At 73.1% G+C, this 20,326-nt stretch carries 26 protein-coding genes and 1 riboswitch; of the genes, 13 read left to right on the forward strand and 13 right to left on the reverse strand.

Translation table 11 applies throughout. From position 1 onward, the window contains the following. The first annotated feature begins 75 nt into the window (after nucleotides 1-75). From OG552_RS01355 to OG552_RS01370, 4 genes are all read left to right on the forward strand, one after another. On the forward strand, nucleotides 76-324 hold the full coding sequence (locus OG552_RS01355; protein ID WP_329128827.1) for an NAD(P)H-binding protein: 249 nt from the start codon (nucleotides 76-78) through the stop codon (nucleotides 322-324). Then, the gene (locus OG552_RS01360) at nucleotides 321-569 is read left to right on the forward strand and encodes a hypothetical protein (protein WP_329128828.1); all 249 of its coding nucleotides are present in this window, start codon (nucleotides 321-323) and stop codon (nucleotides 567-569) included. Before OG552_RS01355 ends, OG552_RS01360 begins: the two co-directional genes overlap by 4 nt. A gap of 117 nt (nucleotides 570-686) precedes the next feature. Next, the gene (locus OG552_RS01365) at nucleotides 687-1,592 is read left to right on the forward strand and encodes a TIGR02452 family protein (RefSeq protein ID WP_329128829.1); all 906 of its coding nucleotides are present in this window, start codon (nucleotides 687-689) and stop codon (nucleotides 1,590-1,592) included. 6 nt (nucleotides 1,593-1,598) lie between these two features. Further along, a complete protein-coding gene (locus tag OG552_RS01370) occupies nucleotides 1,599-2,084 on the forward strand; it encodes a YbaK/EbsC family protein (protein ID WP_329128831.1) in 486 nt (161 codons plus the stop codon). Between the two features lie 128 nt (nucleotides 2,085-2,212). Here OG552_RS01370 and OG552_RS01375 read toward each other — a convergent pair whose 3' ends face one another. Continuing rightward, nucleotides 2,213-3,838: an alpha/beta hydrolase gene (locus OG552_RS01375; protein ID WP_443070854.1), complete on the reverse strand. Its 1,626-nt coding sequence runs from the start codon at nucleotides 3,836-3,838 to the stop codon at nucleotides 2,213-2,215. A gap of 49 nt (nucleotides 3,839-3,887) precedes the next feature. Then, the gene (locus OG552_RS01380; RefSeq protein ID WP_329128833.1) at nucleotides 3,888-4,700 is read right to left on the reverse strand and encodes a CTP synthase C-terminal region-related (seleno)protein; all 813 of its coding nucleotides are present in this window, start codon (nucleotides 4,698-4,700) and stop codon (nucleotides 3,888-3,890) included. Nucleotides 4,701-4,776: 76 nt separating this feature from the next. On the opposite strand from OG552_RS01380, the gene OG552_RS01385 reads away from it, so the two are divergent. Then, nucleotides 4,777-5,658 (forward strand): LysR family transcriptional regulator, encoded by an 882-nt coding sequence (locus OG552_RS01385; RefSeq protein WP_329128835.1) that lies wholly within the window; start codon nucleotides 4,777-4,779, stop codon nucleotides 5,656-5,658. On the opposite strand, the gene OG552_RS01390 is transcribed toward OG552_RS01385, so the two are convergent. From OG552_RS01390 to OG552_RS01420, 7 genes are all read right to left on the reverse strand, one after another. Further along, entirely contained in the window at nucleotides 5,636-6,394 is a 759-nt protein-coding gene (locus OG552_RS01390; RefSeq protein WP_329128836.1) for an urease accessory protein UreD, read from the reverse strand. The genes OG552_RS01385 and OG552_RS01390 overlap by 23 nt on opposite strands. Beyond that, entirely contained in the window at nucleotides 6,391-7,095 is a 705-nt protein-coding gene (gene ureG, locus OG552_RS01395) for an urease accessory protein UreG (protein ID WP_329128838.1), read from the reverse strand. Before ureG ends, OG552_RS01390 begins: the two co-directional genes overlap by 4 nt. Nucleotides 7,096-7,158: 63 nt before the next feature. Next, nucleotides 7,159-7,845 carry an urease accessory protein UreF gene (locus tag OG552_RS01400; RefSeq protein WP_329128840.1) on the reverse strand — a complete coding sequence of 229 codons (687 nt, stop codon included), beginning with the start codon at nucleotides 7,843-7,845 and terminating at the stop codon, nucleotides 7,159-7,161. Nucleotides 7,846-7,855: 10 nt separating this feature from the next. After that, complete coding sequence (locus OG552_RS01405; RefSeq protein ID WP_329128842.1) at nucleotides 7,856-9,577, reverse strand: urease subunit alpha; 1,722 nt, start codon at nucleotides 9,575-9,577, stop codon at nucleotides 7,856-7,858. Then, on the reverse strand, nucleotides 9,570-9,911 hold the full coding sequence (locus OG552_RS01410; protein ID WP_329128844.1) for an urease subunit beta: 342 nt from the start codon (nucleotides 9,909-9,911) through the stop codon (nucleotides 9,570-9,572). Before OG552_RS01410 ends, OG552_RS01405 begins: the two co-directional genes overlap by 8 nt. A gap of 13 nt (nucleotides 9,912-9,924) precedes the next feature. Beyond that, the gene (locus tag OG552_RS01415) at nucleotides 9,925-10,227 is read right to left on the reverse strand and encodes an urease subunit gamma (RefSeq protein ID WP_329128845.1); all 303 of its coding nucleotides are present in this window, start codon (nucleotides 10,225-10,227) and stop codon (nucleotides 9,925-9,927) included. Nucleotides 10,228-10,356: 129 nt separating this feature from the next. Then, the gene (locus tag OG552_RS01420; protein ID WP_329128847.1) at nucleotides 10,357-10,635 is read right to left on the reverse strand and encodes a type II toxin-antitoxin system Phd/YefM family antitoxin; all 279 of its coding nucleotides are present in this window, start codon (nucleotides 10,633-10,635) and stop codon (nucleotides 10,357-10,359) included. Between the two features lie 70 nt (nucleotides 10,636-10,705). Here OG552_RS01420 and OG552_RS01425 point away from each other — a divergent pair, with 70 nt between their 5' ends. The 3 genes from OG552_RS01425 to OG552_RS01435 all read left to right on the forward strand — a co-directional run bounded on the left by OG552_RS01425 (nucleotide 10,706) and on the right by OG552_RS01435 (nucleotide 12,773). Next, on the forward strand, nucleotides 10,706-11,341 hold the full coding sequence (locus tag OG552_RS01425; protein ID WP_329128848.1) for an ATP-dependent Clp protease proteolytic subunit: 636 nt from the start codon (nucleotides 10,706-10,708) through the stop codon (nucleotides 11,339-11,341). Nucleotides 11,342-11,347: 6 nt separating this feature from the next. Further along, nucleotides 11,348-11,668 (forward strand): hypothetical protein, encoded by a 321-nt coding sequence (locus OG552_RS01430; protein ID WP_329128850.1) that lies wholly within the window; start codon nucleotides 11,348-11,350, stop codon nucleotides 11,666-11,668. Nucleotides 11,669-12,035: 367 nt separating this feature from the next. Then, nucleotides 12,036-12,209: riboswitch (cyclic di-AMP (ydaO/yuaA leader) on the forward strand. A 3-nt stretch (nucleotides 12,210-12,212) separates the two neighbouring features. Beyond that, entirely contained in the window at nucleotides 12,213-12,773 is a 561-nt protein-coding gene (locus OG552_RS01435; protein WP_329128852.1) for a C40 family peptidase, read from the forward strand. Between the two features lie 139 nt (nucleotides 12,774-12,912). On the opposite strand, the gene OG552_RS01440 is transcribed toward OG552_RS01435, so the two are convergent. Then, nucleotides 12,913-13,341 (reverse strand): ATP-binding protein, encoded by a 429-nt coding sequence (locus tag OG552_RS01440; protein ID WP_329128854.1) that lies wholly within the window; start codon nucleotides 13,339-13,341, stop codon nucleotides 12,913-12,915. A 269-nt stretch (nucleotides 13,342-13,610) separates the two neighbouring features. Between OG552_RS01440 and OG552_RS01445 the strand changes: the two genes are divergently transcribed. Next, nucleotides 13,611-14,468: a helix-turn-helix domain-containing protein gene (locus OG552_RS01445; protein WP_329128856.1), complete on the forward strand. Its 858-nt coding sequence runs from the start codon at nucleotides 13,611-13,613 to the stop codon at nucleotides 14,466-14,468. Between the two features lie 47 nt (nucleotides 14,469-14,515). Next, nucleotides 14,516-14,746, forward strand: coding sequence for a DUF397 domain-containing protein (locus tag OG552_RS01450; protein ID WP_329128858.1), 231 nt, complete (start codon nucleotides 14,516-14,518; stop codon nucleotides 14,744-14,746). A 7-nt stretch (nucleotides 14,747-14,753) separates the two neighbouring features. On the opposite strand, the gene OG552_RS01455 is transcribed toward OG552_RS01450, so the two are convergent. Beyond that, entirely contained in the window at nucleotides 14,754-15,926 is a 1,173-nt protein-coding gene (locus tag OG552_RS01455; RefSeq protein ID WP_329128859.1) for an 8-amino-7-oxononanoate synthase, read from the reverse strand. A 212-nt stretch (nucleotides 15,927-16,138) separates the two neighbouring features. Between OG552_RS01455 and bioB the strand changes: the two genes are divergently transcribed. From bioB to bioD, 3 genes are all read left to right on the forward strand, one after another. After that, nucleotides 16,139-17,365: a biotin synthase BioB gene (gene bioB, locus OG552_RS01460; RefSeq protein ID WP_329128860.1), complete on the forward strand. Its 1,227-nt coding sequence runs from the start codon at nucleotides 16,139-16,141 to the stop codon at nucleotides 17,363-17,365. Next, complete coding sequence (locus OG552_RS01465) at nucleotides 17,358-18,662, forward strand: adenosylmethionine--8-amino-7-oxononanoate transaminase (RefSeq protein WP_329128861.1); 1,305 nt, start codon at nucleotides 17,358-17,360, stop codon at nucleotides 18,660-18,662. The genes bioB and OG552_RS01465 overlap by 8 nt, the downstream gene beginning before the upstream one ends. Nucleotides 18,663-18,841: 179 nt before the next feature. After that, entirely contained in the window at nucleotides 18,842-19,588 is a 747-nt protein-coding gene (gene bioD, locus OG552_RS01470; protein ID WP_329128862.1) for a dethiobiotin synthase, read from the forward strand. A gap of 118 nt (nucleotides 19,589-19,706) precedes the next feature. On the opposite strand, the gene OG552_RS01475 is transcribed toward bioD, so the two are convergent. Next, a complete protein-coding gene (locus OG552_RS01475; protein WP_329128864.1) occupies nucleotides 19,707-20,078 on the reverse strand; it encodes a fic family toxin-antitoxin system, toxin component in 372 nt (123 codons plus the stop codon). Then, entirely contained in the window at nucleotides 20,075-20,302 is a 228-nt protein-coding gene (locus tag OG552_RS01480; RefSeq protein WP_329128866.1) for a toxin-antitoxin system HicB family antitoxin, read from the reverse strand. The genes OG552_RS01475 and OG552_RS01480 overlap by 4 nt, the downstream gene beginning before the upstream one ends. Between the last annotated feature and the right edge of the window lie 24 nt (nucleotides 20,303-20,326).

Genomic DNA, 20,326 nt, shown 5'->3' on the forward strand with positions numbered 1-20,326 from the left:
GCGGTTGCGCCGCGGGCGGATCCGCGCAGGGCGAACTGCCTGGTCCGGTGGCGGCGGAGCGCCTAGCGTCGCGGTATGACAGGAACCGCGTTCGTGATCGGCGCTTCCGGGCAGATCGGCCGGCAGGCGGTACGCGCGCTCGCCGCCGACGGCTGGCAGGTGACCGCGGCCTCGCGGGCCGGCGGGGCTGCCGAGGAGTGGCCCGGCACCGTCCGCACCGTCCGGGTGGACCGCACCGACGACGCTGCGCTGGCCGCCGCGCTCGGCGCCGGCTGCGACGTCCTGGTGGACTGTGTGGCCTACGACGGCGGCGACGGTGGGTGACAGCCCGTGGGGGGTCGCCCTACCCGATCGTCCTCGACATGTCGGCGGCCCGGCGGGAGCTGGGCTACCGGGCGGTGACGACGTATCAGGAATCGCTGCCGGAGACGGTGGCGGGGCTGGTGAAGGCGCTCGACGGCAAGGACTGGACCGAGGTGTTCCCGTTCCCGGCCCGGCTGTCGCGGGAGAATGGCGACTGGTTCGACTACGCGGCTGAGGACGCCTGGCTGGCCCGCCGGGCGACCTGACGGAAGCCCACCGGCGTCCCCACCGGCCTGCAAGGCACTCCGGCCGCCGGGAAAGGACCTGGCCCGAGGGCGATATCCGCGGGCCAGTGCGGGCGGGGCGCCCGTAGGCTTGCCGCCATGAGTGCGCGACTGCGGAACATCGCCGGGCAGAACAAGCAGATCATGGCCGCCGGCGGCTACCTCGCGCCCAGCGGGCGGTGGGTCGAACTGGGCCCGGCGGTCGAGGCCGCGGCGGCCGGCACCCGGCTGTACGGCCCGGCGCCGGTGGCGGTGCCGGCCGGCCGGGACAGCGGCCCTGGCGCCCGGATCACGGTGACCGCGGAAGGCAGCACCGAGGCCGCCCGGCGGCTGGCCGAGGCCGGTGGAGGGCCGGTGGCCGTGCTCAACTTCGCCTCAGCCCGCAACCCCGGCGGCGGCTACGTCAACGGGGCACAGGCCCAGGAAGAGGCGCTGTACCGTGCCTCCGCGCTCCATCCGTGCCTGCTGCGGGCGCCGGAGTTCTATGCCCATCACCGTGCGCACCGTTCCGCCTTCTACAGCGACCGGGTGATCCACTCCCCCGCCGTGCCGGTCTTCCGTGACGACCGCGGGGCACTGCTCGAGGTGCCGTTCCGGGCCGGTTTCCTCACCTCACCGGCGCCGAACGCCGGGGTGATCGCGCGTACGATGCCGGAGCGGGTGGCGGAGATCGGGCCCGCGCTGGACGCGCGGGCCGAGCGGGTGCTGGAAGTGGCCGCGGCGGTTGACACGGGTGGGGAGTCCTCCCGGCCGGCCGCCGGGGGCGGCTACCGGCGGCTGGTGCTGGGCGCGTGGGGCTGCGGGGTGTTCCGCAACGATCCGGCCAGGGTCGCCGCGGCCTTCGCGGCGCTGCTCACCGGGAACGGCCGGTTCGCCCGCGCGGTGGACGAGGTGGTGTTCGCGGTGCTCGACGGGCAGCCGGACGCGCCCGTCCGGGCCGCTTTCGAGGCGGCGTTCGGCGCGGCCCGCACCGCCGCGCCGCGGGAACCGACGACACAACGGTAGGCGGCCATGAGCGAGCACGAGACGTACGACCGGCTGATCGCCCTGCTGGACGAGCAGGGTGCGCAGTACCGGACCATCGACCACGCACCCGAGGGCGCGACCGAAGTGGTGAGCGAACTGCGGGGCAACTCCCTTGACCAGGCGGCGAAGTGCATCGTCGTCATGGTCAAGGTCGGCAAGAAGGTGACGCGTTATGTGCTCGCCGTCGTGCCCGGTGACCGGCGGGTGGACCTGAACGCGGTGAAGGCGCTGCTGGAGGGCACCTATGTGTCCTTCGCGTCGAAGGACACCGCGGAGCGGCTCGCGGGGAGTGTGAGCGGCACCGTGCTGCCGTTCTCCTTCGACGAGAAGCTCGAACTCATCGTGGATCCGTCGCTGTTGGCGCACGACGAGATCTTCTTCAACGCGGCGCGCCTCGACCGGTCCCTGGCACTGTCGGCGAAGGACTACGTACGGGTGGCCGCGCCGCGCACCGAGCCGATCGCCGGCTGACGGCCGGGGGAGCGCGCCGGGCCGCCGTGCCGAGGGTCACGTGCGAAGGGGCCCAGTGAAGGACCGCGTGCGAAGGGCCGTCCGCTCCTCGCTGACGGAGGTGCGAACGGCCCCTGGGCGCATGACGCCTACGGCGTGGCGGGCACCGGCGCGGCGTGCGGGCCGCAGACCACGTCGTGCGGGTCGAGGCTGCCGGTGAGCAGATAACCGTCGACCCGGCTGTTGACGCACGGGTTGACGAGCCCGGTGACGCCGTGCGAACCCGCGTCCCGCTCGGTGACCAGCCGCGATCCGGCGAGCCTGCGGTGGAGTTCGAGCGCACCGCCGTACGGGGTGGCCGCGTCGCGGGTGCTCTGCACGATCAGCACCCCGGGCAGTGGGCGGTGCGAGCGTACGTCGACCGGGGTCTGCTGCCGGACCGGCCAGGTGGCGCACGGCAGGTTCAGCCAGGCGTTGGACCAGGTGAGGAAGGGGTACCACGCATTGAGCGCGGTGTTGTCGCGGTCCCATCTGGGCCAGCTGGTGGGCCACTTGGCGTCGGTGCACTCGACCGCGGTGTAGACGGCGTTGCCGTTCTCCGCGGTCTTGTTGCCCGCGGTGTCGGAGAGGTCGGGACCGGCCGCGTCCACCAGCGCCTGGGTGTCCCCCGCGCGGTACTTGCTCCAGACGCCCGCGACGGTGGCCCAGGAGGAGTCGTAGTAGGGCGCGTTCTGGAAGAAGCCGAGGAGTTCCGCGGGGCCGACGACACCGCCGATCGGGTGCGCCTTGGCGGCGGCGCGCAGTCGCTTCCACTCCGTCTCGACCTGTGCCCGGGTGGTGCCGAGGTGGTAGGCCGAGTCGTACCTGGCGACCCAGTCCTCCCAGTCGTTCCAGCGGCCCTGGAAGGCAACGTCCTGGTCGAGGTTGTTCTGGTACCAGATCTGGTCCGGGTCGGGGTTGACCACGCTGTCCACGACCATCCGGCGCACATGGGCGGGGAAGAGGGTCGCGTACACCGCCCCGAGGTAGGTCCCGTAGGAGGCGCCGAGGTAGTTGAGCTTGCGCTCGCCGAGGGCGGCGCGGATGACGTCGAGGTCGCGGGCGGTGTCGGCGGTGGTCATCCGGGAGAGCATGGGCGCGCCGGTGCGCTCCAGGCAGCCGCGCGCGTACTCGGCGGCGAGCTTGCGCTGGGCGCGCTTGTCGGCCTCGTCGTCCGGCACCGGGTCTGCCTTGGGGGCCTGGACGAACTCCTGCGGGTCCTGACAGGAGATGGCCGCGGAGTGGCCGACGCCGCGCGGGTCGAAGCCCACGAAGTCGTACGCCTTGGCGGTTTTGACCCACAGCGCGGAGGCGCTGGTGGAGCGTACCGGGAAGCGCAGCCCCGAACCGCCGGGGCCGCCCGGGTTGTAGATCAGCGCGCCCTGCCGCTCCTGGGCGGTGCCGGTGCTCACCGCCCGGTCCACGGCGAGCCGGATGGTGTCGCCGAAGGGTTTCGTGTAATCCACCGGCACGGTGACCCAGCCGCACTGGACGGGCGCGGCCAGGGACCAGTCGGCCGGACAGCCGGCCCAGGTCACCCCGCGCTTCCCCGCGTTCTGGGCGGCGATCACCACGCCCACCGACTCCGGCACGGTGATGGGCCGGGGCCGGCCGGAGTGCACCGGACCGGCGGTGGCCGCCGGGGCGGCGACCACCGCGCCGGCAAGCAGGACACCGGTGGAGACGAGCACGATCGTGCGTCTCAAGAGCGGACCTCCCCCTGAAGACCGTGACATGTGGCCACGGTGGTCACAGTGATGAGGTGCGAATACTTTCCCCTGTGGGTCAGCTGTGAACAGCCCAGGCGGGTGATTCTTCGTCAGACGGCGATTTCCCGCCGGAGTCGGCCGGATCCACGCCGCCCGCCGGGTGGGCCGCCCGGGTGAGAGCGGCTTCGGCCAGCGCCCGGATATAGGGGTGCGGCACACTGCCGTCACCGGCCAGTTCCGGCTGGAAGAGGGTGCCGAGGAAGAACGGGTGGCCGGGAAGTTCGGCGACTCGGGGGGAGCCTTCGGTGTCGTGGGCGGTGAAGCGCAGACCCCCGGCTTCGAGGAGCGGCAGCAGGCCGGCCACCGGACCGTAGGAGCAGTGGAAGCGCTCGACGGTCTCCCTGCTGCCGAGGAGCCGTTCGGCGAGGCTGCCGGGCACGGTGCTCAGCCGCCCTTCGTGGCCGACAAGGGAGCACGCGAGCGGCGCGATCAGGACGTCGTCCTCCGCACCGGTGGCGCCTTCGGCTTCGTTCTCGGTGTGCCGCGCGCCGGTCAGGCCGCAGACGTCACGGGCGAACTCCAGCAGGGCGTGCTGGAAGCCGCCGCAGGTGGCGAGGAAGGGGATGCCCTGCTCGCGGGCGGTGCGCACGGCGGCCAGTGCGCCGGCCTCGCTGCGGTACGGGCTGCCCGGCAGCAGCCAGACCGCGTCGAACCGGTCGACGGCGCCGGGGAGTTCGGCGTCCTGGGAGGCGATCCAGTAGCCGTCCACCGGCAGACCGTGCCGCTCGCGGAGCGCGGCGAGCAGGCCGGGCACGCGCTGGTGCGAACGGACCGACGGGGAGTGGTCGCCCACCAGGGCGATCCGGGCGGGGCGGGTGGTCGTCGTCATGCGCCCATCCTCGGGGCGACCGGTGCATCGCGTCCAACGATGATGAGTGGTCACCACATCAGTGATACTGATGGCCATGGACCCGCATCTGCTCCGTACCTTCACCACGGTGGCCCGGCTGGGCTCCTTCTCCGCGGCAGCACGGGAGTTGGGCTACACCCAGTCCGCGGTGTCGCAGCACATCGCCGCGCTGGAGGCGGATCTCGGGGTGGAACTGCTGGGCCGGCGGCCGGTCGTCGCCACGGAGGCCGGTGCCCGGCTGCTCGACCACGCGGGCCCGTTGCTGACCCGGCTGGCGGCGGCCCGCGCTGATGTCGTACGGGTCGGGCGGACGCCTGCCGCACGTCTGGTGGTCGGAGCCACCGCGCTCGCCTTCGGACCGCGGGCGGCGCGGGCGCTGGGCCGGGTGCGGGCGGCGATGCCGCGCACGGACGTGGTGGTGCGGCTGCTGGACCGGGAGGTGCTGATGCGGGGGGTGGCGGAGGGCGAGTTGGGTGCCGCTCTGGTGGACGGTGCGGCCGCGCCCACCGATCCGCTGCGGCTTCCGGAGGCGGCGGGCCTGGTGACGAACCAGGTGGCTGAGGAGCCGCTGACGGTATTGCTGCCGCCGGGCCACCCGCTTTCGGACCGTGCGGGACTGCGGCTGCCGGACCTGGCCGACGCGCTCTGGCTGGACGCGCCCGGCGCCGCGGTCCGGCTGGCCGAACTGCGCGCGGCCACCGGTGGCGCCTTTCCCGGCCAGGTCTGTTACGACGGCACGGACGCCCGCGCCCTGCACGCGCTGGTCGCCGCCGGTCAGGGGCTCGCGGTGCTGCCGCGTTCGGTCGCGGGAGCCGGTGGGGTGCCGGTCACCGGGCCGCGTCTGGTGCACCGGGTGGAGGTGGTGCGCGCGACCTCGCCTGACCCGGTCGCCGCGCTCTTCGCGCAGGCACTGGTCAGCGGTTCCGGGACGCGCTGAGGCCCTGGTCCAGCAGCCGGCGCAGCCGCAGGCCGTCGGCGGCGACGGCGGTGACGAGGAGGGCGGGGCCGGCCAGCGGGGCGAGCGCGGCCCGGCCGTCGGCCGGCTCCCCTGGCAGGAGCAGGGGTGTGCCGGGGTCCCGTTCCGGCTCCACCAGCAGGAGTTGGCCGGCCGCGCGGTACGGGCCGAGGACAGCGGGTCCCGACCAGGCGGGGGCGGCGGGGCCGAAGGAGAGTTCCTGGTCGAACAGCGGGCGTCCGCCCCGGTGGACGGTGAGGCGGGTGGTCAGGTCACCCGGGGGTTCGGCGTGCCGGCCGAGGATCTGCTCGTCGCGGAGCAGCAGCCGGGCGGTCGGGGCGAGTTCGACATGCGTGGTCATCCGCAGCGAGCTGCCGCGGGCCGAGATCACCGGCTCCGGCAGCCATTCGAGGCTCGCCCCGTCCGCGACGGTCAGCCGGATGTCGTACGTCGCCGTCTCGCCGTTCCGCCCGGGCAGCGCCACGGTCGCGGCGGCCGCGACGACCACCAGGCGCGCCCCCTGACCCACCTCGGCCTCGATCCGCAGCCGGTCGCCGCCCAGCGGGGCGCTCATCGCGCCGACCAGACTCACCGCGCCGCCCCTGGTCCGCCGTACCGCCAGCGGACCGTCGCCGGCGAGTACGGGCAGCGCCGTGCCGCCGTGCCCGTCCGCGACGGCCCTGATCCGGGCGACGGCCGCCACCGCGCGGGCGGTCATACCGTGGCCGCGCCCGACGGCACCGACCACGCGGCCAGGCGCTCCGCGATCCAGCCGGCCACCGGGGCGATGCCGTCGGCGGCGGCCACCGAGGTGAAGACCACCGGGAGTTCACCGCGCTGGGCGGCGGCGTCCCGGGCCATCCGGCCCAGGTCGGCGCCGACATAGGGCGCGAGGTCGGTCTTGTTCACCACCAGCAGGTCGGCTGTGGTCACTCCCGGGCCGCCCTTGCGGGGGATGTCGTCGCCGCCGGCCACGTCGATGACGAAGATCTGGGCGTCCACCAGGCCCTTGGAGAAGGTCGCGGTGAGGTTGTCGCCACCGGACTCCACCAGCACCAGGTCGAGCGGGCCCACGGCCTCTTCCAGGTCCTCGACCGCTTCGAGGTTGGCGGAGATGTCGTCGCGGATCGCGGTGTGCGGGCAGGCGCCCGTCTCGACGGCGACGATGCGGTCGGCGGGCAGCACCGCGTTGCGCAGCAGGAAGTCGGCGTCCTCGCGGGTGTAGATGTCGTTCGTCACCACCCCGATCGACCACCGTGCCCGCAGGGTCCGGCAGAGCGCGGCCACCGTCGCGGTCTTGCCCGATCCCACGGGTCCGCCGAGCCCCACCCGCAGCGCCCGGCGGCGCCCGTCCGGGCCGGTCTCGGCGGCCGAGTGGGCATACCGCTCCGGGAAGATCTCAGGATGATCGAGGTGCATGGTCAACTCCCTTGGGGGTGAGCGGTGCTGCGGACACCGCGGTGTGCGGCGGGCGGGCCGCCGTCATGAGGCGAACAGCCGTACCGGCCAGGTCGCGTGGTGCTCCGCCGCCAGGTCGAGGAGGGGCGCAGAGGTGGCCGGGAGGGCGGCGGCTCCTTCACCGCGGGTGCGGACCCCCGCGTCCGCCGCCGCCTCGGCGACCGCGTCGATGTCCGGGGCCAGGCGGGCCAGTACCGAGGCCGCGTGGAAGGGGTCGAGGCTGAGCAGCCGGACGGCGGCGGTGGCCGGACCTGAGACGGACTCGTAGGCCGTGACGTGGGCGGCGTCGAGCGGGCCGAGGCCGGCCGCGCGGGCGGTGCTGCCGAGCACGACGGGCTGGTGGGCGCCACGCGGACGGGCCGCGGCGAGCTGGTCGAGCGCGGGATCGGGCCAGGCGGCGCGCGCGGCCCGCAGGAGTTGCCGGCCCAGGCGCCGGGAGACCGCGCGCAGGGCCGGCGAGGGGGTGCGGGCGTCGGCCGCCTCGTCGAGGGCGAGCGGGTCGAACCCGGTGGTCGCCGCCGCGGCCAGTGCGGCGGCGACCAGTCCCGTGGTGTGCAGCCGGCCGCGGCAGAACTCCGCCAGACCGGCCGCGTCGCGGATCCGCCCGTCGCGGACCGCCGCTTCGGCGCCGCCCGAGTGCGCGTGCCCGCCGGCCGGGAAGCGCCCGTCGGCGAGCAGCAACAGGGCGGCGCGGGCGACCGGCTGGGTCATCGTCCGCCCCTCAGAAGAGGAAGTACCGCTGGGCCATGGGCAGTTCGGCGGCGGGTGCGGGCTCCACCACTTCACCGTCGATCCGCACCGTGAAGGTGTCCGGCTCGACCTCCACCACCGGCAGTGCGTCGTTCTCCCGCATGTCCGCCTTGGTGAGCCCGCGGGTGTTCCGGGTCGCGACGAACTCCTTGCCGAGTCCGAGCCGTTCGGGCAGGCCGTCGGCAAGTGCCGCCTCGGTGACGAAGTTGACCGCGTTGCGGGCGGGCGCGGATCCCACCGCGCCGAACATCGGCCGGGGCAGCACGGGCTGCGGGGTCGGGATCGAGGCGTTGGCGTCGCCCATCTGCGCGTAGGCGATCTGACCGCCCTTGATGACCAGTTGGGGCTTGACTCCGAAGAACGCCGGTTCCCAGAGCACCAGGTCCGCCAGCTTGCCCGCCTCGACCGAGCCGATCTCGCCGTCCAGGCCCTGCGCCACCGCCGGGTTGATGGTGTATTTGGCGACATAGCGACGGGCCCGGTGGTTGTCCGCGGGGCCGTCGCCCGGCAGCGCTCCGCGGCGCCGCTTCATGACGTGGGCGGTCTGCCAGGTGCGCAGCGCGATCTCGCCGATCCGGCCCATCGCCTGCGAGTCGGAGGAGATGATGCTGATCGCGCCGAGGTCGTGCAGGACGTCCTCGGCGGCGATGGTGGAGGGCCGGATCCGGGACTCGGCGAAGGCCAGGTCCTCGGGGACGGCGGGGTTGAGGTGGTGGCAGACCATCAGCATGTCGAGGTGTTCCTCGACGGTGTTGACGGTGTGCGGCCGGGTCGGGTTGGTGGACGACGGCAGCACGTGGGGCTGCGAGACGACGGTGATGATGTCGGGCGCGTGCCCGCCCCCCGCGCCCTCGGTGTGATAGGCGTGGATTCCCCGTCCTGCGATGGCCGCCAGGGTGTCCTCGACGAAACCGGCTTCGTTCAACGTGTCGGTGTGGATGGCGAGTTGGGCGCCGCTCTGCTCGCAGACCGTCAGGCACGCGTCGATGGCGGCAGGGGTGGCCCCCCAGTCCTCGTGGATCTTGAAGCCGACCGCGCCGGCCCGCAACTGGTCGTGCATGGACTGCTGGTTGACGGTGTTGCCCTTGCCGAGCAGTCCCACATTGACCGGGTAGGCCTCCAGGCCGGCGAACATCCGGGCGAGGTGCCAGCCGCCGGGCGTGATGGTGGTGGCCTTGGTGCCCTCGGCGGGTCCGGTGCCGCCGCCGACGACGGTGGTGACGCCCGAGGCGAGCGCGGTGGTCATCAGGGTCGGCGAGATGAAGTGGACGTGGGCGTCGATGGTGCCGGCGGTGAGGATCTTCCCGTTGCCCGCGATGACTTCGGTCTCTGGGCCGATCACCAGGTCGGGGTGGACGCCGTCCATCGTCTCGGGGTTGCCCGCCTTGCCGAGTGCGGTGATCCGGCCGTCCCGGATGCCGATGTCCGCCTTGACGATGCCCCAGTGGTCGAGCACCACGGCGCCGGTGATCACCGTGTCGGGCGCGCCTTCCGCGCGGCTCGCCCGGCCCTGGCCCATGGACTCGCGGATGACCTTGCCGCCGCCGAAGACCGCCTCGTTTCCGGCGAGTTCGGGACCGCCGGCGAGATCGCGCTCGATCTCGATCAGCAGATCGGTGTCGGCGAGCCGGATGCGGTCACCGGCGGTGGGGCCGAAAAGGTCGCCGTATACGGCCCGGGTGAGGTCAGACACCTTCGGCTCCTGTGCGCTCGGTGGTCGCGTCGAGCGGCCCGGCGGTCTGCCCGCGCAGCCCGGCGACGATCCGCTGTCCGGCGATCGGCACCAGTTCGACCTCGGCGGGGATGCCGGGCTCGAACCGTACGGCGGTGCCCGCCGCGATGTTCAGCCGCAGGCCGTGGGCGGCGGCGCGGTCGAAGCGCAGCCCGGGGTTGGCCTCGGCGAAGTGGTAGTGGGACCCGACCTGGATCGGCCGGTCGGCGGCGTTGAGCACGGTCAGCCGGCTCACCGGGCGGCCGGCGTTCAGCGGCACCGGGCCCTGGCCGTAAAAGATCTCTCCGGGAATCACCGTGAACCGCCCTTCAGACGATCGGCTGGTGGACGGTGACGAGCTTGGTGCCGTCCGGGAAGGTGGCTTCGACCTGGACCTCGTGGATCATCTCCGGGATGCCGTCCATGACGTCCTCGCGGGTCAGCACGGCCCGGCCGGAGGTCATCAGTTCGGCGACCGTCCGGCCGTCGCGGGCGCCCTCCAGGAGGTGCGCGGTGATCAGCGCGATCGCCTCGGGGTGGTTGAGACGCAGCCCGCGGGCGCGCCGCCGCTCCGCCACGTCGGCGGCCACATGGATGAGCAGGCGTTCCTGCTCATGGGGGGTCAGCTGCACAGCCGCACCTCACAGTCGTCCGGGTCCCGCGAGATTAGTTCGGCACCATTTCGACAGCGTTAACGGTTGTTACGGGCGACTGTCACGGGTGCCGGCCGCCCTTCCCGGGCGGGCGGTCCGCGCGGCGGATCAGCGGGCCTCGGGCCCCCGGTGCTCGGCCGCGATACCGAACCTGCGGCGTTCGCCCGTGGCGGACGGGCGGGACCCGACCGAGGACACCGTGCTGATCACCCGCTCCTCGGTCCCGGCGTCGAGATCACGCAGTCGCTGCAGGTCAGCGGCCGATACCAGGGCTACGAGCGGTTTGCCGTGGCGGGTCAGCACCACCTGCTCACCGCCGTAGACCACGCGGTTGATGAGCTCGGCGAGCTCGGCCCGCGCTTGTGTCACGGGTACGTCATGGGTCATGCTCCCCATCATAACGAGATGTACGTCCTGTACATTTTGATGTGTTGGACCGAATGCCGGAGGTGCCCGCATGCCGCGACCGACCGCCCGCTACGTACTGCCCGAATTCACCGAGCGCAGCAGCAGCGGGATCCGCACCATGGACCCGTACTCCAAGCTGCTGCAGGAGCGGATCATCTTTCTGGGCACCCAGATCGACGACACCGCCGCGAACGACGTGATGGCGCAGCTCGTCCACCTGGAGAGCGCCGCCCCCGAGCAGGACATCCACCTGTACATCAACTCGCCCGGCGGCTCCTTCTCCGCGATGACCGCGATCTACGACACCATGCAGTTCGTCACCTGCGACGTGGCGACGGTGTGCATCGGCCAGGCGGCCTCCGCCGCCGCCGTGCTGCTCGCGGCCGGCCAACCCGGCAAGCGGATGATGACCCCGGCCGCCCGGATCCTGATCCACCAGCCCTCCCTCGGCGACGTCGTGCAGGGCCCGGTCTCCGACCTGCAGATCCAGGCCGAGGAACTGCTGCGCACCCGCGACCGGTTGGAGACGCTGCTGACCCGGCACACCGGCCAGGACCGGGCCCGGATCGCGGCGGACATCGAGCGGGACAACATCTTCGACGCCGAAGCGGCGGTGGCCTACGGCCTGGTGGACCGGCTGACCACCAGCCGCAAGTCCAACACCGCTCCGTACGGCCTGCGGTGACCCGCGGTGGTGCCGGAACTGCCGCCGCTGCCCGCCCTCACCCGCTCCGAGGGTGAACTGGTCGACTGCTACCTCGACATGGTGGATCTGCTGGGCCGGATCAACCCGTCCAGAACCACCGACACCTATGCGGCGCTCCGGGCGGCGCAGGCCCTGGTGAGCCGGGCGACGGCCCTCAAGGACGCGCTCACCGTGATGCACATGCGGGGAGAGACCGAAGTCCACCACGCCACCCTGGGCCGGGCGCTGCGGGTGCTGGACGGCGAACGCCGCTCCGCGGCAGTCACCGTGGCCCCGGAGCCGGCGATCGGACCGCAGGAGCCCTGACCCACGGACCCGGTCCCGCGCCGACCTCCACACGGTCACTGTGCGGCAGCAAAACGCCTCCGCCGGCGGCGCGGCGGACTCAGTCCTTTGGCGTAGCGGTTGCCGGGCGCCGCGATCCGGCGCAGTTGCGCGGATTGCGCGGACCCCGCTCCCGACCGGGCCCATCACGGCAGGTCAACGGCCGGGCACCGCCCCGGCATCGGACGCCGGGGCCGGCCTCTCCCCCAAACGGCGCAAAGGTGACGAACGTCACATTGCGCGTTTCTGTCGCGGCACGAACACGTTCCGTGCGTAACGATCCGTGGTGACGACAAGCCCCCGCCACCGTGACGGGGCGGTCCGAGCGGACGCCGAATCCTGCCGCCGCGCGGATGCCAGGTCGACACTCGTGCAATGGCAGGAGCGGAGGACCCAGCAGTACGGGGCCGGTGCGGACCTGATTCCGCACCGCCCCTCGGGGTGAAGCCGCTGCGAGCGGCCGGGCATCTTCGCCTGCCCGAACCCGACAGGTCATCCTTCGCAGGCTGATGACGAAGGGCTGCGCATGACCGCGCTCCATCGCATCTCCTCCCGGGACAGAGCCCCGAAGGACACTCCTGCGGCCGCCCGGCCGGCCCCCTCGCGCCGGACGCCCTCCCGGGCGTCCGGCCGGCTCGGCCGGCTGGGAGCCGCGTCCGTGCTCACCGCGGCGGCGGTCGCCCTGCCGACGCTGCTGCCGGGAGGCGCCCAGCAGGCCGACGCCGCCGCGACCGCCGCCAGGGCCCTCGACGTGGCCGCGTCGAAGAAGGGCTCGCCCTACCAGTGGGGCGCCGCGGGCCCGTCCCGCTTCGACTGTTCCGGGCTGACGCTCTACTCGTTCAAGCAGGCGGGCAAGCAGCTCCCGCGCACCGCCTCGGCCCAGTACAACAGCACCAAGCACATCGCGGCCGGCTCCCGGCAGGCCGGTGACCTGGTGTTCTTCCACACCGGATCGTCCATCTCGTCGGTCTACCACGTGGGGATCTACGCGGGCGGCGGCAACATCTGGCACGCGCCCAAAACGGGTGCGAAGGTCCGGCTGGAACGGATCTGGACGGGGAGCGTCTGGTACGGCCGGGTGAACTGACCGTGGCGGCCCGGACCGCTGCCCCGCGGACCAGGACCGGCGCTGCCGTGGCGAGCGGGACCCGGGCGCCGCCGGGGGCGGCGGGCGTCCAGCGGCTCAGCCGACGGACGGCCCAGCCGACGGACGGCTCTGCGCGCGGTCACACCACCGGGACCGCCCACGGGAGCATGATCCACACCGTCTTGCCGCCCTCGTCGGTCGGCGTGACCTGGAAGTCACCGCCGGATTCCGTGGTGAGGTGGCGGACGATCACCATGCCGCGCCCGTTGTCCTGCTGGCCGGCCGCGGGCAGCCGCTGCGGCCAGCGCGGGTGGCTGTCGGTGACGCCGATGTGCAACTGCCCGCCCCGCTCCAGCCGTACGTCGACGGTGAAGTTCGGCGACTGGCCGGAGGTGTGCAGCACCGCGTTGGTGGCGAGTTCGGAGACGATCAGCCGTACCGAGTCGACCGCCGGATCCCCCGGCGGCAGGCCCCACTCCCTGAGCCGCGCGCAGACGTAGTGGCGTGCCGCCGTCACCGACTCGGGGTCGCTGGGAAGGGTGATCGTTGCTTCCTGGAGATCCGCCATGGCGACGCCGTTCCCTTTCCACCCGCGACCGGACTCCGTCGCGCGCACCCGGATCCGGGTTCCGGCACCGGTGGTGAACCAGGCTCCGGATACTGCCGATTCGCGTCAGAGTGCACTCATGGTGGCGCCAATGGGGACGCCCCGCTGCGCACTGCATATATCTGTCGCTCGAATCGGTGAACTCTGCCCCGTGGATACGCATGCGGTCGGCACACTGTCGTATCGGCCCCCGCACGGCCGATCGCACACTCCAGGAGGCGCAGAAGAGCATGGAACGGGTTCCCGCCGTACGCCGGCGCAGACTGGGCGAGGAGTTGCGCCGACTGCGCGACCTGGCCGGGCTCACCAGTGGTGAAGCGGCCAGCATGGCCGGATGGCACCAGTCGAAAGTCAGCCGGATTGAGACCGGCCGCAGCAATGTCCGCGCCGAGGACGTCACCGTGCTGCTCGATGTCTACGCGGTGCGCGACCTCGCCCTGCGCGACCTGCTGGGCACCCTGGCGGACAGGGGTTACCAGCGCGGCTGGTGGCACGACTTCCGTGACCTGCTGCCCGAGGAGTACCGCGACTTCATCAGCCTGGAGACGGGTGCCAGCCAGGCCCGTTCGATGGAGAACACCGTGGTCCCGGGGCTTTTGCAGACCCCGGACTACGCCCGCGCGCTCACCGCGGACGTCATGCCGCAGCTCAGCCGGCGTGAGCTCGACGCGCTGGTGGACGTACGGATAGCCCGGCAGGCGGTGCTCCACCAGGACCAGCCGCTGGAGATGTGGGCGGTGCTCGACGAGGCGGTGCTGCGGCGGGGCGTGGGTGGCGTCAAGGTGATGGAGGGTCAGCTGCGAAAGCTGGTGGAAGCCGCCGAACTTCCGCAGGTCCGGCTGCAAGTGCTGCCGTTCGCGGCGGGCGGGCACATGGGAGTGACCAATTCTTTCGTCATTTTCTCATTTCCGCGCATTGCTGATCTCGACGTGGTCGTAGTCGACCATTTGACGAGTAGTCTCTACGTCGATCGGAAAGAGGATGTTGCGGCCTACGCGGCCGCGTTCACCCGATTGCACGCCCGGGCCCTTCCACGGGAGGAATCGGCGGCAATGATCGCCGGGATCCGAGCCGAGCTGTCGGGTTAGTGCAGCGAGCCGAGCAGCCCCGCCGACCGGAACGTGGAGGTCCCATCATGCCGCGGGCCCGTTACATTTCCCCCAGTTCCGCCCTTTCCGGGGTGACCTGGCGGCGCAGCAGCCACAGCACCGCCGCGAACAACTGTGTGGAGACCGCCCGGCTGGCGTCCGGTCCGCTGGCGGTGCGCGACTCCAAGGACCCCTCGGGCCCGGCGCTGCTCTTCGCACCGGACGCCTGGACGGCGTTCGTCCGGGCACTGGCCGCCGGCGCCCTCGGACCGGTCTGAGGGGCCGTCAGCCGCGTGGCGCGGTACGGACGATGGTCTCCACCGCGGCGCCGATCCGGTCCTCGGTCAGGTCGCAGCGGGCGGTGAGCCTGAGCCGGGACACCCCGTCGGGCACGGACGGCGGGCGGAAGCAGCCGACCGCAAGCCCCTCGTCCCGGCAGGCCGCTGCCCAGGCGACCGCGGACTCCGGCGACGGGGCGCGCACCGACACCACGCAGGCGTCCGGGGGTGTCGCGCTCAGCCCCGCCGCGGTCAGCCGCCGGTGGAAGTCGCGGGCGACCGCCCGGGACCGCCCGGCGCGCTCCGGCTCACGGCGCAGCAGCCGCAGCGCGCCGAGCGCGGCGCCCGCGGCGGCCGGCGCGAGGCCGGTGTCGAAGATGAAGGTACGGGCGGCGTTCACCAGGTGCTCGATGACCGCCGCCGGGCCGAGCACCACGCCGCCCTGGGCGCCGAGCGCCTTGGACAAGGTGGCGGTGCACACCAGGTCGGGCGCCCCGGCCAGCCCGGCGGTGTGCGCCGCGCCGCGCCCCTCGTCGCCCAGCACGCCGAGGCCGTGCGCGTCGTCGATCAGCAGCCCGGCACCGTACTCCCGGCAGGCCGCGGCGAGCCGGGGCAGGGGGGCGGCGTCCCCGTCCACCGAGAAGACCGAGTCGCTGACCGCCACGGCCGGCCCCTCGTGCCCGTGCAGCGCCTTGCGCACGGCGTCGGGGTCGGCGTGCCGGACCACTTCGGTGGTGGCGCGGGAGAGCCGGCAGCCGTCGATGAGCGAGGCGTGGTTGCCGGCGTCGGAGACCAGCAGGGTACCGGGGCCGGTGAGCGCGGTGACCGCGGCGAGGTTCGCGGCGTAGCCGGAGGCCAGCACCAGGGCGGCTTCGAACCCGGTGAAGTCGGCGAGTTCCGCTTCGAGTTCGGCGTGCAGCGCGGTGCTGCCGGTCACCAGCCGGGAGCCGGTGGCGCCGGCGCCCCAGCGCAGGCAGGCGTCGGCGCCCGCCCGGGTGACTTCGGGGTGCCGGGTCAGGCCGAGGTAGTCGTTGCCTGCCAGGTCCAGCAGCGGCGAATCGGCCTGGCGGGGGCGCAGTTGCCGGCGCAGCCCGGCCGCGCGGCGGACCCGGTCCTGTTCGGCGAGCCAGCCGAAGGGGCCGGCCTGCTGCGTGTCGTCTCCGCTGCTGACGCTCGTCACGGCGATCCCCTTCGAGTCGGTTCCGGCGGTGTCCGGCGGTGTCCGGCGGCGTCCCGTGCCGCCGGACGCGGTGAGCGGTGTGCGATGGTGCTGGTCAGCAACGTACCGGGGGCAGGACCGGACACGGGGTGTGGTGATGCACACACTCCGGGCCACGCGTGTTGTGCCGTCCGTCATTGGCTGCGGGCACCCTCGTACGTCAGGATCTCCTCATGGATCTGCTGACGGCACTGGTGGACAAGGGGCTGCGCCGCGAGCCGCCCACCCGCGAGGAAGCGCTCGCCGTACTGGCGACCTCCGACGACGAACTGCTTGATGTGGTGGCCGCGGCGGGCCGGGTCCGCCGCCAGTGGTTCGGGCGCCGGGTCAAGCTCAACTACCTCGTGAACCTCAAGTCCGGGCTCTGCCCCGAGGACTGCTCGTACTGCTCCCAACGGCTCGGCTCACAGGCCGACATCCTCAAGTACACCTGGCTGCGGCCCGACCAGGCGGCCGACGCGGCCCGCGCCGGAGTGGCCGGCGGCGCCAAACGGGTCTGCCTGGTGGCCAGCGGGCGCGGCCCGACCGACCGCGACGTGGACCGGGTCTCCCGGACCATCGAGGCGATCAAGGACCAGAACGAGGGCGTCGAGGTGTGTGCGTGCCTCGGGCTGCTCTCCTCAGGACAGGCCGAACGGCTCCGCGCGGCCGGCGCGGACGCCTACAACCACAACCTCAACACCTCCGAGAGCACGTACGGCGACATCACCACCACCCACACCTACGCCGACCGGGTCGACACCGTGCAGCAGGCCCAGGCGGCCGGCCTGTCGGCGTGCTCGGGGCTGATCGCGGGCATGGGCGAGACCGACGAGGATCTGGTGGACGTGGTCTTCGGGCTGCGCGAACTCGACCCGGACTCGGTGCCGGTGAACTTCCTGATCCCGTTCGAGGGCACGCCGCTGGCCAAGGAGTGGAACCTCACCCCGCAGCGCTGCCTGCGGATCCTGGCGATGGTGCGCTTCGTCTGCCCGGACGTCGAGGTCCGGCTGGCGGGCGGCCGTGAGGTGCACCTGCGGACGATGCAGCCGCTCGCGCTGCACCTGGTGAACTCGATCTTCCTGGGCGACTATCTGACCAGCGAGGGCCAGGCCGGGCAGGCCGACCTCGACATGATCGCCGACGCCGGGTTCGTGGTGGAGGGCGCCGGGACCCGGACCCTGCCGGAGCACCGCGGCGGCCTGTGCGCCTCGGACGCGGAAGGCTGCGGCACCGGCGCGGGATGCGGCGGGCACGAGGCGGGAGCCTGCGGGCACGAGGCGGGGACCTGCGGCGGGCACCGGGAACCGGTGACGGTGCCGGCGGGGCAGCCCGTACCGGCCGAGGAGAGCACGGCCAGGACCGGCCTGGTCTCGGTACGCCGGCGGGGCGCGGGGACGGATCTGCCGCCCAATGCCTGAGCCACTGGCGCCGGACGTGCTGCTCGGCCTCGATCGGCAGCACGTCTGGCACCCGTACGGCCCGATGCCCGGCCGGCAGGACCCGCTGGTGGTGGCGTCCGCGTCCGGAGTCCGGCTGCGCCTCGCCGCGCCGGCCGAGGGCCGCACCGAACTGGTCGACGGCATGTCCTCCTGGTGGTCGGCGATCCACGGTTACCGCCACCCGGCGCTGGACGAGGCGGTACGGGACCAGTTGTCGCGGATGAGCCACGTGATGTTCGGCGGGCTCACCCACGAGCCGGCGGTACGGCTGGCCACCCGGCTGGTGGAGATCACGCCCGAGCCGCTGCGGCATGTCTTCCTCGCCGACTCGGGCTCGGTGTCGGTCGAGGTCGCGGTGAAGATGTGCCTGCAGTACTGGCGTTCGCTGGGGCGTCCCGGCAAACAGCGCCTGCTGACCTGGCGTGGCGGCTACCACGGTGACACCTGGCAGCCGATGTCGGTCTGCGACCCGGACGGCGGGATGCACCACCTGTGGTCCGGGGTGCTGCCCGAGCAGGTCTTCGCCCCGGCCCCGCCCGCCGGTTTCGACGCCGCGGAGGACCCGGCCTACGCCGAGCGGCTGCGGGAGCTGATCGGGCAGCACGCGGACGAACTCGCCGCGGTCGTGGTGGAACCGGTGGTGCAGGGAGCCGGCGGAATGAACTTCCACTCCCCCGGCTATCTGCGCGTGCTCCGCGAGGCGTGCGACGAGCACGACGTCCTGCTGGTCTTCGACGAGATCGCCACCGGCTTCGGCCGCACCGGCCGGCTCTTCGCCGCCGAGCACGCGGGCGTCGCGCCCGATGTGATGTGCGTCGGCAAGGCGCTCACCGGCGGCTATCTGACGATGGCCGCCGCGCTGTGCACATCGAGGGTGGCCGAGGGCATCTCCCGCGGCGAGGTACCGGTCCTGGCGCACGGACCCACCTTCATGGGCAATCCGCTGGCCGCCGCAGTCGCCTGCGCGTCGATCGACCTGCTGCTGGAGCAGGACTGGGCGCGGGAGGTCAAACGGATCGAGTCAGGACTGCGGGACGGCCTCGCCGGCGTTGCCGCACTGCGCGGGGTGCGCGATGTCCGGGTGCTCGGCGCGATCGGCGTGATCCAGCTCGGCCACGAGGTCGACGTCGCGGCGGCGACCCGGGCGGCGGTCCGGGCCGGCGTGTGGCTGCGGCCCTTCCGTGACCTGGTGTACGCGATGCCGCCCTATGTCACCGGGGACGAGGACGTGGCCCGGATCTGCCGGGGTCTGCGGGACGCGGCACTGGCGGGATAGACAAGGCGCCGCGGCCCCGGGGACCCGCGTCCTCTCACGGGTCATCTGCGCCTTCGGCACGGTGACGTGCCGGGCCGGCGCACAGCGGCTCCGCCGTGCGCGGCGACCGCCCGCGCGGCCGTTCGTTCACACCGGGTCGTATCGTCGGCCCGGAGTTCTCCAGGAAAGGGGCTGAGGTCATGGCCATCGTGGTCGTCACCGGAACGGGTACCGAGGTGGGGAAGACGGTCGCGACCGCCGCTGTCGCCGCCGCGTCACTGGCGCAGGGGCTGAGCGTGGCGGTGCTGAAGCCCGCGCAGACGGGGCTGTCGGGCGCGGAGCCGGGGGACGCCGCCGAAGTGGCGCGGCTGGCCGGTGAGGTGACCGCGGCCGAACTGGCCCGGTACCCCGAGCCCTTGGCGCCGGCCACGGCGGCCCTGCGGGCCGGTGCGGAGACGGTCGGGCCGGAGGACATCGCGGAGGCCGCGGCCAAGCTGGCCGCCGTCCACGACGTGGTGCTGGTCGAGGGCGCGGGCGGGCTGCTGGTGCCGTACGACGCGAAGGGGTCGACGCTGGCCGACGCGGCGGCGCTGCTGCACGCCCGGGTCCTGCTGGTCGCCACGTCCGGACTCGGCACCCTCAACGCGACCGCGCTCACCGCCGAGGCGCTTCAGACCCGGAAGATCGGCTGCCTCGGGGTGATCATCGGCAGCTGGCGGGCGGACCCGGACCTCGCCGAGCGCTGCAATCTCGCGGACCTGCCCGGGGCGGCGGGTGCCCCGCTGCTCGGGGCGCTCCCGGAGGCGGCCGCCTCCTTGTCCCCCGAGGCATTCCGCGCCGCCGCGCCGAGCTGGCTCTCCCCGCAGCTCGGCGGCACCTGGGACGCGGCCTCCTTCGCCATGGCCTACGCGCCGCCGCCTTTCGCAGCGGTCTCCGGCGACGCGTAGCCGCGGCGGCGCCGCTTTGCCGGCGTCTCCCGTCGTGCCGGGGCGAACGCTCCGCCGGACGGGAGGCGCCCGTCATGGCGGCCGGCACCCTCGGCGCCGGCCGGTACGCGCGCCCTCGTCACACCGTCCAGGCCCGCAGTTCCGCCGCGATCCGGTCCAGTCCCGCGCTGCCGTCCTTGACCAGCCGGGCCAGCTCTCTGACCTGTTCCGGTGTGGTGGTGACCTTGAGGCCGCCGGCCACCAGGTAGGCGTAGGCGACGGCGGTCGCGAAGAGCGCGTTGGTGCGCTCCAGGGCCGGCACCAGCAGCAGGAGCTGGAGCAGTGCGGCGGCGCGGGTGTACTCGTCGGGGTAGACGGGGCGGCCGAAGATCTCGGCACGGTGTCTGCTGACCGCGGCGACCAGCGCACCCCAGTCGGTGACCTGCGGGTCGCCCGGGGTGTTGTGCTCGGCGACCATCAGCAGCCAGGCGAGGTCGATCCGCAGGGTCAACGGACGCCTTCGTCCGGGCTGTCGAACTCTTCCGCGAAGACCTGTTCGTACCGCTCCATGAAGTCCGCCGCGGCCTGCACGAACGCCCGCCCGTTCTCACCCTCGTCCTGCTGGACGAGTTCCTCGATGTAGCGGTTCACACTGATGCCGCGCTGTGAGGCCCGTTCCCGCGCCGTCTCGGCGGTGGCTTCTTCCACCCGCACATTCAACTGGGTCTTCGCCATACGACAAAGCTAGCGCTGTGGCGC

Source organism: Streptomyces sp. NBC_01476 (assembly GCF_036227265.1).
Lineage (GTDB): Bacteria > Actinomycetota > Actinomycetes > Streptomycetales > Streptomycetaceae > Actinacidiphila.